The organism is Actinoplanes couchii, from assembly GCF_016862075.1.
In the GTDB taxonomy this organism is placed as follows: domain Bacteria; phylum Actinomycetota; class Actinomycetes; order Mycobacteriales; family Micromonosporaceae; genus Actinoplanes; species Actinoplanes couchii.
Map to the genome: position 1 here is coordinate 194446 of NZ_BOMG01000027.1, position 13059 is coordinate 207504.

The 13059-nt window shown below is 71.6% G+C and carries 9 protein-coding genes; 5 read left to right on the forward strand and 4 right to left on the reverse strand.

Going from position 1 to position 13059, the window contains the following annotated elements:
* The first annotated feature begins 143 nt into the window (after nt 1-143).
* Nucleotides 144-2276: an elongation factor G-like protein EF-G2 gene (locus Aco03nite_RS08785; RefSeq protein WP_203794325.1), complete on the forward strand. Its 2133-nt coding sequence runs from the start codon at nt 144-146 to the stop codon at nt 2274-2276.
* Here Aco03nite_RS08785 and Aco03nite_RS08790 read toward each other — a convergent pair.
* The 3 genes from Aco03nite_RS08790 to thrS form a co-directional block, all read right to left on the reverse strand.
* The gene (locus Aco03nite_RS08790; RefSeq protein ID WP_203794326.1) at nt 2265-2747 is read right to left on the reverse strand and encodes an HIT family protein; all 483 of its coding nucleotides are present in this window, start codon (nt 2745-2747) and stop codon (nt 2265-2267) included. The two genes, Aco03nite_RS08785 and Aco03nite_RS08790, sit on opposite strands and share 12 nt — an antisense overlap.
* Nucleotides 2748-2832: 85 nt before the next feature.
* Nucleotides 2833-4806 carry a GGDEF domain-containing protein gene (locus tag Aco03nite_RS08795; protein WP_203794272.1) on the reverse strand — a complete coding sequence of 658 codons (1974 nt, stop codon included), beginning with the start codon at nt 4804-4806 and terminating at the stop codon, nt 2833-2835.
* Between the two features lie 78 nt (nt 4807-4884).
* On the reverse strand, nt 4885-6882 hold the full coding sequence (gene thrS / locus Aco03nite_RS08800; RefSeq protein WP_203794273.1) for a threonine--tRNA ligase: 1998 nt from the start codon (nt 6880-6882) through the stop codon (nt 4885-4887).
* Nucleotides 6883-7199: 317 nt separating this feature from the next.
* Between thrS and Aco03nite_RS08805 the strand changes: the two genes are divergently transcribed.
* The 4 genes from Aco03nite_RS08805 (at nt 7200) to Aco03nite_RS08820 (ending at nt 12046) form a co-directional block, all read left to right on the forward strand.
* The gene (locus tag Aco03nite_RS08805; RefSeq protein ID WP_092555028.1) at nt 7200-7889 is read left to right on the forward strand and encodes a response regulator transcription factor; all 690 of its coding nucleotides are present in this window, start codon (nt 7200-7202) and stop codon (nt 7887-7889) included.
* 56 nt (nt 7890-7945) lie between these two features.
* Entirely contained in the window at nt 7946-9310 is a 1365-nt protein-coding gene (locus Aco03nite_RS08810; RefSeq protein ID WP_203794327.1) for a HAMP domain-containing sensor histidine kinase, read from the forward strand.
* A 326-nt stretch (nt 9311-9636) separates the two neighbouring features.
* Nucleotides 9637-11871, forward strand: coding sequence for an RICIN domain-containing protein (locus Aco03nite_RS08815; protein WP_203794274.1), 2235 nt, complete (start codon nt 9637-9639; stop codon nt 11869-11871).
* Between the two features lie 28 nt (nt 11872-11899).
* The gene (locus Aco03nite_RS08820; RefSeq protein WP_203794275.1) at nt 11900-12046 is read left to right on the forward strand and encodes a hypothetical protein; all 147 of its coding nucleotides are present in this window, start codon (nt 11900-11902) and stop codon (nt 12044-12046) included.
* Here the strand turns inward: Aco03nite_RS08820 and Aco03nite_RS08825 are convergent.
* Nucleotides 12037-13059 (reverse strand): adenosine deaminase, encoded by a 1023-nt coding sequence (locus Aco03nite_RS08825; protein ID WP_203794276.1) that lies wholly within the window; start codon nt 13057-13059, stop codon nt 12037-12039. The two genes, Aco03nite_RS08820 and Aco03nite_RS08825, sit on opposite strands and share 10 nt — an antisense overlap.

Here is a 13059-nt window from a genome sequence, read left to right on the forward strand (position 1 = left end):
GGCACGGCTCGGCCGTCGGCTTGGCCGTATCGTCACCATCCGGCACCTTTCCAGGGCTGAAGGTCCTTGCGGCCCTTACCGCGCCGGGTGTGGGATTCAAAGAACAGCCGCGTAACAACCTGGAAACGACGGGAGCACTCGGCATGGCGCAGAAGGCTTCGGAGAAGGGACAGGTCGGCGCGGGCGCGCCGGCGGTGACCGAGCCCGGCAGGGTTCGCAACGTGGTGCTGGTGGGCCACTCCGGTGCGGGGAAGACGACTCTGGTCGAGGCGCTGCTCGCCGCGACCGGGGTGATCTCCCGGGCCGGTGGGGTGACCGACGGCACCACGGTCACCGATCATGATCCGGCGGCGATCCGCCAGCAGCGTTCGGTCGCGCTCTCCTGCGCGCCGCTGCCGCACCGGGACGTGAAGATCAATCTGCTGGACACCCCCGGTTTCGCCGACTTCGTCGGGGAGTTGCGCGCCGGCCTGCGGGCCGCGGACGCCGCGCTCTTCGTCGTCTCCGCGGTGGACGGGGTGGACGACTCGACGGTGGCCCTGTGGGAGGAGTGCGCCGCGGTCGGCATGCCCCGGGCGGTCGCCGTCACCCGCCTGGACCATCCGCGCGCCGACCACGACCAGGCGCTGCAGGACTGTCAGGCGGCGTTCGGCGACAACGTGCTGCCGGTCTTCCGGACGGTGCCCGGTCCCGGCCTGATCGGCCTGATCTCGCAGCGGGTCTCGGACTACGCGACGGGGTACCCGCCGCAGATCCGCGAGGCCACCCCGGCGGAGACCGACACGATCGCCGCCGACCGGAACACGCTGATCGAGGGCATCATCGCCGAGAGCGAGGACGAGACCCTCATGGACCGCTACATCGGCGGTGCACGGATCGGCACCGAGACCCTGATCGCCGACCTGGAGAAGGCCGTGGTCAAGGGCAACTTCCACCCGGTCGTCCCGGTCTGCGCGCACACCGGGGTCGGCCTGGACGCCCTGCTCGACCTGCTGGTCAGCGGCTTCCCGTCGCCACTGGAGCACGACCTGCCGCAGGTCACCGGCCTGGACGGCTCGCCGCGTGACCCGCTGACCTGCGACCCGGCCGGCCCGCTGGTGGCCGAGGTGGTCCGCACCACGATCGACCGGCACGTCGGCCGCGTCTCGCTGGTCCGGGTCTTCTCCGGCACGCTGCGCCCGGACCAGACCCTGCACGTCTCCGGGCACGGCCTGGCCGAGCGCGGGCACCCGGACCACGACGCCGACGAGCGGGTCGCGCACGTCTACTCGCCGCTCGGCGCGCAGCTGCGGGAGATCGGCTGCGCGGTCGCAGGCGACCTCTGCGCGATCACCAAGTCGGGCAGCGCCGAGACCGGTGACACCCTGTCGGCCAAGGACGCCCCGCTGCTGATGAAGCCCTGGCGGATGCCGGAGCCGCTGCTGCCGATCGCGGTCGTCGCGAAGACCCGCTCGGACGAGGACGCCCTGGCCAAGAACCTGGCCCGGCTGGTCGCTGGCGACCCGACGCTGCGCTTGGAACGCAACCCGGACACCCATCAGCTGGTGCTCTGGACGATGGGCGAGTCACACGCCGACGTGGTCCTCGACCGGCTCCGGGCGGGTGGTGTCGAGCTGGACACCGAGCCGGTCAAGGTGGCGCTGCGGGAGACGTTCGGCAGCGGCGCGAAAGGCCACGGCCGGCACGTCAAACAGTCCGGCGGGCACGGGCAGTACGCCGTCTGCGACATCGAGGTGGAGCCGCTGCCCCGGGGCGCGGGGTTCGTCTTCGTGGACAAGGTGGTCGGCGGGGCGGTGCCGCACAACTACATCCCGTCGGTGGAGAAGGGGGTCCGGGCGCAGCTGGAGAAGGGCATCGCGGCCGGGTACCCGGTGGTCGACCTGCGGGTCACGCTCTACGACGGCAAGGCGCACAGCGTCGACTCCTCGGACGCCGCCTTCCAGACCGCCGGCGCCCTCGCACTGCGGGCCGCCGCCGAGAACGGGCGGATCACCCTGCTGGAACCGGTCGACGAGATCGAGGTGCGGGTGCCGGAGACCTACGTCGGCGCGGTGATGAGCGACCTGTCCGGCCGGCGCGGCCGCCCGCTGGGCAGCGAGTCCGGCGGCACCGGCGAGGCCAGCCTGGTCCGCGCGGAGGTCCCGGCGACCGAGCTGATCCGGTACGCGGTGGAGTTGCGCGCCATCACCTCGGGCACCGGCACGTTCTCCCGCCATTACCTGCGGCACGAGCCGATGCCACCGCACCTGGCCCAGGAACACGCCTCAGTCCGGTGAGACCGGCCAGGCCTTGGTGATCAGATCCCGGGTGTCGTGCAGCAGCTGGGGCACCACCTTGGTCCGGCCGATCACCGGCATGAAGTTGGCGTCGCCGCCCCACCGCGGCACCACGTGCTGGTGCAGGTGGGCGGCGATGCCGGCGCCGGCGATCGAGCCCTGGTTCATGCCCAGGTTGAAGCCGTGCGGGGTGCTGACCGCGCGCAGCACCCGCATCGCGGTCCGGGTGAACGCGGCGACCTCGACCGTCTCGTCCTCGGTCAGGTCGGTGTAGTCGGCCACGTGCCGGTAGGGGCAGATCAACAGATGACCCGGGTTGTACGGGTACAGGTTGAGCACCGCGAACACCAGCACACCCCGGGCCACCACCAGCGAATCCGCCCCGGCCAGCCCGGGCGCCAGGCAGAACGGGCAGCCGCCGGGTTTGTCGTACCCGCCCTCCGGAGCGTCCTCCCCGGAGATGTAGGTCATCCGGTGCGGCGTCCAGAGCCGCTCCAGCCCGTCCGGTTCGCCGGTGCGCAGCCCCTCGTCCACGATCGCATCCTATGCCGATCCGTCAGTTCCGCAGCTGTGGGAAAACCCCGTACAGATGGAACCGGGCGCCGCCCGCGCGCTTGGCGGCGTACATCGCCGAGTCGGCGTAGCGGAGCACGTCGTCCGGGCTGTCGCCGGCCCGGGACAGCGCGATCCCGACACTCGCCGGGGCGCGCAGCTCGTGCCCGGCGACGAACACCGGCTCGTTCAGGGCGGTGATGATCCGCTCCGCGACGAGCACCGCGTCCACCTTGTCGTGCAGGTCCTCGGTCATCACCACGAACTCGTCGCCACCCAGCCGGGCCACCGTGTCCTCGGTGCGCACACACCCCCGCAGCCGGTCCGCGACCACCCTCAGCAGGGCGTCGCCGACGTCGTGGCCGTAGGTGTCGTTGACCGGTTTGAAGCCGTTCAGGTCCAGCAGCAGCACCCCGGCCGGGCGCCCGGTGCGCTGGGCGCGGGTCAGCGCGCCGGTCAGCCGCTCGCGCAGCAGGGCCCGGTTGCCCAGCCCGGTCAGCGGGTCGTGCAGCGCCCGGACGGTCAGCTCGGCGGTCAGCGCCACGCTGCCCAGCGCCAGCGACACCTGGGTGCGCAGCGTGTGCAGGGCCTTGACCAGCTCGTCGGGCAGGTCGTCGTCGGCTCCGGCGGTCATCATGCCGAAGAACCGGTCCCCACTGAGCAGCGGCATCATCAGCACCGGCCGGCCGGAGTCCGGCGCCTCGACGATCTCCCCCGCGAGCACCCCGGACGGCACCGCCGACCCGGGGGTCTCGGTGCCGAGCAGTTCCTCGGCGCCCGGCCCGGAGGCGTGCACCACGGTCCAGTACTCGGTGCCCGGCCCGGTGGTGACGACGGTGGTCCGGGCACCCGGCAGGCCGGCCAGCAGCCCGGCGGCGGCCACCCCGGCGAGCCGGTGCACCTCGGCCGGCTCGGTGGTGCGCAGCAGGGTGGTGCCCAGGTCGCTGAGCAGCTGCTCGCGCTCGATCGCGGCCCGCAACGCGGTCATGCCCGCGTCGACGCGCAGCACCAGGCGGCTGTTGTCCCGGACCGAGACGATCTGCCGGGTCACCACGATGCCGGTGAGCAGGATCGCCCCGCCCAGCACCGCCCAGGCGCCGGAGTCCAGGCCGTGCCGGCTCAGCACGAAGATCAGCAGCAGATCGACGGCGGCGATGGCGGCGTACGGCAGCAGGCTCGCCGGGCGGCGGGCACCGGAGACCGGGGCCGGCTCGCCATCGGTGGCCTTGCGGATGTGCGCGACCAGCGAGGCGATCACCGACACCCCGGCGACCTGGGCCAGCGCGAGCATCAGGCTCAGGCGTGGGGTGTGGGCCACCAGCGGCTGCAGCAGACCGGACCCGATCTGCGAGGCGGCCAGGGGCACTCCCCAGAACATCGCCCGGCGGCTCACCTCGGCGACCCCGCCGATCCACAGCCGGGCGACCGCGAACAGGCCGACCAGCGGCGCGACGGTCAGCACGATCGTCTCGGCGGACGCGCCCGGGCCGGCGATCTGCGGGCCGGCCAGGAAGTACCAGACGAAGACGGCGCCGGCCGTCATCACGGTGGCCATGTCCAGGCTCAGCCGCAACCGGCTGGACGACCAGCGGGTCTGCAGCGGGATGGTCAGCAGCGCCGGCAGGATGCACACCGGAACCAGCAGGTTCAGCAGCAGGACCAGCGGGGACTGCGAGGGGAACGACCGGTCACCGGCCGCCACCAGGTGCACCAACTGGACCACCGCGGCCAGTTCCAGCGCGGACCAGGCGATCCCGGTCAGGAAGAGGTACCGCTGGGCGGCCGTCTGCCCGGCCTCGCGGGCCAGGTACCAGGCCCGCCAGCCGAGCGCGGTCATGATCCCGCCGAGCAGCGGGGAGACCAGCTTGGAGAGGGTGATCTGGAAGTCCCAGCCGCCCACCCCGGTCACGTGCACCACGAACAACACGGCTGCCAGGACGTATCCCGCCACAGCCGGCGCCGGTGTCCGGAACCGCATCCCGCCCCCGTTCCCGCCGTCGCGTGTCGCGACGGACCACTCCGCGATCCAGTCGGACGGCGGGAACGGAAACTGAGATCAGGCGGCCGACGGGCCGGTGTTGATTCGGGAGCGGACCACCTCGACGACGTGCGCGACGGCCTCGTCGATCGAGACGCCGTTGCGCTGCGAGCCGTCCCGGTAGCGGAACGACACGGTGCCGCCGCTGACGTCGTCGTCACCGGCGATCGCCATGAACGGGATCTTCTGCTGCTGCGCGGTCCGGATCTTCTTCTGCATCCGGTCGGTGGAGTGATCCACCTCGGCGCGGATGCCCTTCTTACGAAGAAGCGTCACGAACTCCTCGAGGTACGAAGCGTGGTCGTCGCGGATCGGGATGCCGACCACCTGCACCGGGGCCAGCCAGGCCGGGAACGCGCCCGCGTAGTGCTCGACCAGCACGCCGAAGAACCGCTCCAGCGAGCCGAACTTCGCCGAGTGGATCATCACCGGCTCCTGCCGGGTGCCGTCCGCCGCCTGGTACTCCAGACCGAACCGGGCCGGCATGTTGAAGTCGTACTGGATCGTCGACATCTGCCAGGTCCGGCCGATCGCGTCCTTGGCCTGCACGCTGATCTTCGGGCCGTAGAAGGCCGCGCCACCCGGGTCCAGGACCAGTTCCAGGCCGGACTCGGTCGCCACGTCCTCCAGGACCTTGGTGGCGGTCTCCCACTGCTCGTCGGTGCCGATGAACTTGTCGCTCTGCGGGTCCCGGGTCGACAACTCCAGGTAGTAGTCGTCCAGACCGAAGTCGTCCAGCAGCGACCGCACGAAGTTCAGCAGGTGCTTGATCTCGCCCGGGGCCTGCTCGGCCGTGACGTAGGAGTGCGAGTCGTCCTGGGTCAGGCCGCGCACCCGGGTCAGGCCGTGCACCACGCCGGACTTCTCGTACCGGTACACCGTGCCGAACTCGAACAGGCGCATCGGCAGCTCACGGTAGGACCGCCCGCGCGACCTGAAGATCAGGTTGTGCATCGGGCAGTTCATCGCCTTGAGGTAGTAGTTCGCCCCCTCCAGCTCCATCGGGGGGAACATCGTGTCCTTGTAGTAGGGCAGGTGGCCCGAGGTGTGGAACAGGCCTTCCTTGGTGATGTGCGGCGAACCGACGTACTGGAAGCCCTCCTCGATGTGCCGGGCGCGGACGTAGTCCTCCATCTCGCGCTTGATCACACCGCCCTTGGGGTGGAAGACCACCAGACCGGAACCGATCTCGTCCGGGAAGGAGAACAGGTCCAGCTCGGTGCCGAGCTTGCGGTGGTCCCGGCGCTCGGCCTCGGCCAGCCGGTTCAGGTACGCCTTGAGCTCGTCCCGGGACGGCCACGCGGTGCCGTAGACCCGCTGGAGCTGCGGGTTCTTCTCCGAACCGCGCCAGTAGGCGGCGGCCGAGCGCATCAGCTTGAACGCCGGGATCAGCCGGGTCGACGGCAGGTGCGGGCCGCGGCACAGGTCGCCCCAGACCCGGTTGCCGTCCTTGTCCAGGTTGTCGTAGTGGGTCAGCTCGCCCGCACCGACGGCGGCGGCCTCCTCGTCCACGTCACCCTTGATGTCGACCAGCTCGAGCTTGAACGGCTCGTCCTTCAGCTCGGCCTTGGCCTCGTCGAGCGAGCCGTACTTCCGGCGGCGGAAGGTCTGCCCGGCCTTGACGATCTCCTGCATCCGCTTCTCGAGCTTCGTCAGGTCCTCCGGCTGGAACGGCTTCTGCACGTCGAAGTCGTAGTAGAAACCGTCCCGGATCGGCGGGCCGATGCCCAGCTTCGCCTCGGGGAAGACGTCCTGCACGGCCTGCGCCAGCACGTGCGCGGCCGAGTGGCGCAGCACGTCCAGGCCGTCCGGGGTGTCGATGGCGACCGGGGTCACCTCGGTGTCGGCGGCGGGCGCCCAGTTCAGGTCACGCAGACGACCGCCGGCCTCGCGGACCACGACGATCGCCTTCGGCCCGTGTGCCGGAAGCCCGGCGGCGGCCACCGCGTCGGCCGCCGTAGTCCCGGCGGGGACGACTAGTGGGTCGGCCACGACGGGTGTACGGGGTGCAGACACGGTGATCTCCATTCAGAAAACGATTAGAAGCCCTGATGCTATCGGCCGGTCCGCACCGGGCAGCCCAGGAGGGGAGCGGCTCGCGGGCGGCCGGACCCGGCGGGCACATCGCGATCGAGATCACCCCGGGGCCCGGTTCCGCCTGGTTTGTCAAGCGAAGGAGTGACGTCCCTACCGGGGAAACGGGGGAACGCCTACCGGGGAAAAGGGCTAACGGCATCGGTACTTCGGATCGTATTCCATCACTGAGAGTCATCAAAGCTTCTCGCTCGATCACCCGTTGGGCCCAGCCTTGCCAGGGACGCTACGGTCTTCGCATGGCCACGGTGTTGCTCGTCGAAGACGACCATGTCGTGCGCGGCGCCATGCTCCGGTCGCTGGCCGACCGGGGGCACGCCGTGCACGCCGTCGGCACCGCCCTGGAAGCCCTGCGGCGGGTCGCCGCGGAGACTCCCGACCTGGTCGTCCTGGATCTCGGGCTGCCCGACCTGGACGGCTCGGACGCGTTGCGGATGCTGCGTGGCATCACCGACGTCCCGATCATCATCGCCACCGCGCGCGACGACGAGCAGACCGTCGTCCGCCTGCTGCGGGCCGGCGCCGACGACTACATGGTGAAACCGTTCACCGGCGCCCACCTGGACGCCCGGATCGCCACCGTGCTGCGCCGGGTGGGCCGGGCCAGCCGGGCCGCGCAACCGGCCGTGCACGAGGTGGGCGAGCTGCGGGTGGACGTCGGCGAGCGCAGCGCCACCCTGGGCGATCAGCCGCTGGCGCTGACCCGCAAGGAGTTCGACCTGCTGGCCTACCTCGCCGCCCGTCCGGGCCGGGTGGTTTCCCGTCGTGAGCTGTTGGAGGAGGTATGGCGACAGCCATCGGTCGGCGAGGACCAGACCATCGACGTGCATCTGTACTGGCTCCGGCGGAAGCTGGGCGAGTCCGCGGCGAAGCCCCGCTTCCTGCGCACCGTGCGGGGGGTCGGATTCCGGTTGGTGGCGCCGGACTGAGGTTGCGGCTGGCGTACACCACCGCCGCCACCACCACCATCGCCGCTCTCGTCTTCATGGTTCCGCTGGGCTGGAGCCTGCGCAACGACCACCGGGACGCCGCCCTGGCCGAGGCCGCCGAGCGGTCCGCCACGGTGGCCGGGGTCATCGCGATCGGCGGCAACGACAAGGGTGTCGCCGCGGCGGTCCAGGCGGCCGGCGGCGTGCCGGTGGTGCACACCCCCGGTCTCGCGCCGTCCCCGGGCGGCCGGGCCGACGCCGCGCTCATCGACCGGGCCGCGACCGCCGCCGAGCCGACCGTCGCGGACGTCGGCGGTGGTGTGGTGCGCCTGCAGCCGGTGACGGTGAGCGGGAAGACCCTGGTGGTCGAGGCGTTCGTGCCGGCCGCGGTGCTCAACGAGGACACCGCCCGGGACTGGTGGCTGCTGATCGGGCTGGCCGTGGTCCTGATCGGCGGTTCGGTGTTCGCGGTGGACCGGCTGGCCCGGGGTGCGGTCTCGTCCGCCCGGAACCTGGTCGACGCCGCCATGGCGGTCGGGGACGGCGATCTGGCGGTACGGGTTCACCCGTCCGGCCCCCGGGAGCTGACCGAAGCGGGGTACGCCTTCAACCGAATGGCCGACCGCTTGGTAACCTCTCGCACCGACGAGCGTGAATTGGTCGCCGACCTGTCGCACCGGCTGCGTACTCCGCTGACCGCGTTGCGACTGGACGCCGAGGCGCTCGACCCGGACGACACCCAGATCATCGACCTCACCGCAGCCGAGGTGGACCGCCGTCGTGGCATCCGGCGCATCCGGCAGGCGATCGGCACCTTGGAGGACGAGGTCAACCACCTGATCAACACGACCCGGCAGGCCGTCGCGGACCGGGTCGCCGCCACCGAGCCGGAGGACACCCTCTGCGACGCCAGCGAGGTCGTCCGGGAACGGATGATGTTCTGGTCGGCGCTCGCCGGCGACCAGGACCGTCAGTACCGGGTGATAGGAGCACACCTGCGCATCCCGGTGCCGGTGGCCCGGGCCGAGCTGGCCGCCGCGCTCGACGCGGTGCTCGGCAACGTCTTCCGGTACACCCCGCAGGGCACCGCGTTCGAGGTGGCGCTCTCCCGCCGGGACGGCTGGGTGGCGCTGCGCATCGACGACGCCGGTCCCGGCATCCCGGACCCGGAGAACGCCCTGCGCCGCGGCCAGAGCCAGCAGGGCTCGACCGGGCTGGGGCTGGACATCGCCCGCCGGGCGGCGCAGGCCACCGGTGGCTCGGTGAGCCTGGACCGGGCCCAGCTGGGTGGCGCCAGCGTGGTGATGCTGCTGGCCGACGCCGACGCGGCACCCAAACAGGCGAGCCGCTTCGGCCTGGTCGGCCGGGGCCGCCTGGCCCGCGACTCGGATCGACGCCGTAACAGACGAGGAGAGGGATGAACTTTTTTCAATCCGACGAGGGCCGCGCCTCCCGGCGCCGGCGGGGCGACCCGGCCGCTACAGCCCGAAGTCGGATGGAAAATGGTTCACCGAGCAAGAGGTTCGACGGACGGATCCCTCGGACGACACAGCTCTTGCTTATATCTTCTTTAGGAACGTTCCTTCGGAACCGCCTCAGTGGCAAGGTTCCCTCCGATCCCATCAGGTTTCCGGGTTCGCGACCCGCAGCGCGTCCCCCGCGCCGCGACCCGCGAAGCCACCGGGCGGTGGGAGGTGGTCACCCCATGGCCCCCTCCCACCGCCTCCAAGCTCGACGAGGAGACGCCGTGTCCGCGCATCGCCGGCCGACGTTCCGCGGGTCGCCGCCTGGCCGGCGCCGCGCGGCCAGCGACCAGAAGCAACTGCGAACACGCTCCGCGACTTTCCGGTTCCTTCCGGTAGCTCTCGGCCTGGCCCTCCTCGGGGTCGGCGGCGTGGTCGGCCCCAGCGTCATCGGGTCGAGTCCGTCCACCGACGACTTCGCCCTGACCTCGCTGCCCGCCGACGCCCCCGAGCAGGGGCTGGTCTACAGCGGATTGAAGCTCGCCGCGTCCGACTCGGTCTGCGCCGGGTCGTACCAGGTGTTCGACGAGAACTGCACCCACGGCCCGGACGCGGCTCCGGCGGGTCTCACGGTGCGGCGGGACGTCGCCCCGGTGACCGCGGGCGGCTCCGAGGCCAAGGCGGTACGCCAGGAGAGCGGCACGGTCCCCGGTGACGCCGAGATCGCCCGGGACGAGGGCGGCAGCGCGATCACCGCGGACGCCCCGGCCCTCATCCCGGATGCGGCGCCCGGCCAGGCCGACTTCATCCTCGGCCCGGACGACGTGGCGTGCGCCGGTGACGGGCGTACCGGCAAGCGGGTGCAGTTGCTCTATCTGCACGAGGCGGGCAGCCCGAGCCGGTACGGGAAGTTCCTCAACTCGTTCCGCACCTGGGCGGCCGGGGTGGACGCCATCTACGACGCGAGCGCGGGTGAGACCGGTGGTTCCCGGCACATCCGCTACGTGACGACGCCCGAGTGCCGGGCCGACGTGGTCGAGGTGCAGCTGCCCGGCGGTTCGCTGCGGTCCTTCGCCTCGACCATCGACTCGCTGCGCGGCCTGGGTTACAACCGGGCCGACCGCAAGTACCTGATGTTCGCCGACACGAACCTCTACTGCGGCATCTCCACGTACGTCAACGACACCCGGGCGGGCCGGGGCAACCGCAACAACGGCGGCCCGTCCTACTCCCGGCTCGACGCCGGCTGCTGGAGCACCACCGTCGCCGCCCGCCAGCTCACCCGCTCGCTGGGCGCGGTCCTCACCGACTCGCCGAACTCCACCGGTGCGGGCAGCTGCACCGACGGGTTCGACCTGCTCTGCGCCGAGGACCGGACCGGCAAGCCGGTGCAGACGGTGTGCCCGAAGCAGAACAGCATCCGCCTGGACTGCGGGCACGACGACTACTTCAGCACCGACCCGGAGAAGGACAGCTACCTGGACAAGCACTGGAACGTCGCGCTCAGCGACTTCCTGCTGCGCAGCGACGGTGGCGACGACATCCCCGACACACCCGGCGCCACCGTGCCGGACCGGTCCGGGACGGCCCCCGGCAAGTCCGCTCCGGCCGACCCGGAGGCGGCGCCCAGCAGCGCCGCCCCGAGCCCCAGCGGTTCCGTGTCGCCGGCCCCGGACCCCTCCACCACCAGCGCCGCGCCCGGTCTGCCGCTGCCCCTGCCGAGCATCCCGGACGGCATCATCCCGTCCGTGGCGGTGGCTCCGGTGGCCCGGTACAACGCCAGCGGCGGCACCGGTGACCGGGACGGGAACGCCAGCCCGGACGTGCCGCCGGCGCTCACCGACGACGGTGTGCAGGCGGTGCTGGAGATCCGTGAGGCGACCAGCGGCTCGGTCCGGCTGACCTGGAGCGCGGGCGCCGCCGACGCGCAGTACGAGGTGTCGGTGGACGGCGAGCCGGTGGCCTGGACCAGGGCCACCCGGGCCCGGCTGATCGGCTTGAAACCGGACGCGAAGTACCTGGTGGAGATCCGGAACCGCAAGCTCGGCTACCACGCCAAGGGCAACGCGGAGACGGCTCCGGCGGCCAGCCCGGTGCAGAACTCGTGGTTCGTGCTCACCAACTCGCTGACCGGCGGCGCGGCCGATCTGTACGCGGCCCGTTCCGCCGACGGCACCCCGATCACCCTCGGCAACGACGAGGGCGGGACCCAGCAGCAGTGGCAGCTCGTGCCGGCCGGGAACAACACCTATTCGCTGGTCTCCAAGGCCAGCAACAGGTGTGCCGTCCCGCTCGGCGGCGAGGCGGTCGCCGGGTCGCCGCTGGTGCAGGGCGACTGCCAGGGCGGTGCGGCCACCCGGTGGACGCTGCGCGCCTCGGCGTACGGCTTCACCATCCGCTCCGCCACCGGTGACCTGGTGATCGGCGCGGGTGCACAGCGCTTCGGCACGTACCGCGTGCTGGTCTTGCAGAAGGACACCGAGCAGCGGCATCAGAGCTGGACGGCAGTGCCGGACTGAGCGCCGCCCCGACGGGAGACTGACTTCGATGCCCGATGTACTGAGTGGCCAGAAGACCGAGCCGGACGAGGATCCGGCCCGGTTCTCCGGTAAGCGCCTGGTGCGATGGCTGACGATCCTGACCATCGGCACCGCGATGATGTGGGCCTGCTGGCAGGACCCGCTCTACCCCTGAGCCTTCGTGTAGGCATCGATCTCGGCCAGCAGGGTGGCCTTGCCGTCCGCGGACCGGAAACTGTGCCGGACCGCGGCCCGGGCCAGGTCGGCCACTCCGGTGGCGTCCAGGTTCAGCAGGCGGGCCGCGGTGGCGTACTCCTGCTCCAGGGTGGTCCCGAACATCGGCGGGTCGTCGGAGTTCACGCTGACCGGCACCCCGGCGGCGATCAGCCGGGCGATCGGGTGCTCGTCGAGGTCGGCGACCGCCCGGGTGCGCAGGTTGGAGGTCGGGCAGACCTCGAGCGGGATCTGGTGCTCGGCGAGGTGGGCCATCAGCCGCTCGTCCTGGGCGGCGGTGATGCCGTGCCCGATCCGTTCGGCGCCCAGGTCGCGCAGCGCGTCCCAGATCGTCTCCGGGCCGGTGGTCTCGCCGGCGTGCGGGACGCTGTGCAGGCCGGCGGCGCGGGCGGCGTCGAAGTACGGCTTGAACTGCGGCCGCGGTACGCCGATCTCCGGCCCGCCCAGTCCGAAACTGATCAGGCCGTCGGGTCGTTCCTCGAGGGAGATCCGCAGCGTCTCCTCGGCGGCCGGCAGTCCCGCCTCGCCGGGGATGTCGAAGCACCAGCGCAGGTCGACGCCGAAGTCGCGGGCGGCGCTGCTCCGGGCGTCCTCGATCGCCTCGCAGAACGCCGTCGCCGCGATGCCCCGGCGGACGCTGGAGTAGGGCGTGACGGTCAGCTCGGCGTACCGCACGTTCTGCCGGCCCAGCTCGCGGCCGATCTCGTAGGTCAGCAGCCGGACGTCCTCGTCGTCGCGGACCAGGTCGACGACGCTCAGGTAGATCTCGATGAAGTGGGCGAAGTCCCGGAACTCGAAGTACTTCGCCAACAGCTCCGGGTCGGCCGGGACCGGCGAACTGCCCTCGTGCCGAGCGGCCAGCTCGGCGACGATCCGCGGTGACGCCGAGCCGACGTGGTGGACGTGCAGCTCGGCCTTCGGCAGGCCGGCGATGAACGACGTCAGGTCGGTCAA

Coding starts and splice junctions, on each gene's coding strand:
- Aco03nite_RS08785 (WP_203794325.1), top strand. CDS start 144: ATGGCGCAGAAGGCTTCGGAGAAGGGACAGGTCGGCGCGGGCGCGCCG.
- Aco03nite_RS08790 (WP_203794326.1), bottom strand. CDS start 2,747: ATGACCTACATCTCCGGGGAGGACGCTCCGGAGGGCGGGTACGACAAA.
- Aco03nite_RS08795 (WP_203794272.1), bottom strand. CDS start 4,806: ATGCGGTTCCGGACACCGGCGCCGGCTGTGGCGGGATACGTCCTGGCA.
- Aco03nite_RS08805 (WP_092555028.1), top strand. CDS start 7,200: ATGGCCACGGTGTTGCTCGTCGAAGACGACCATGTCGTGCGCGGCGCC.
- Aco03nite_RS08810 (WP_203794327.1), top strand. CDS start 7,946: ATGGTTCCGCTGGGCTGGAGCCTGCGCAACGACCACCGGGACGCCGCC.
- Aco03nite_RS08820 (WP_203794275.1), top strand. CDS start 11,900: ATGCCCGATGTACTGAGTGGCCAGAAGACCGAGCCGGACGAGGATCCG.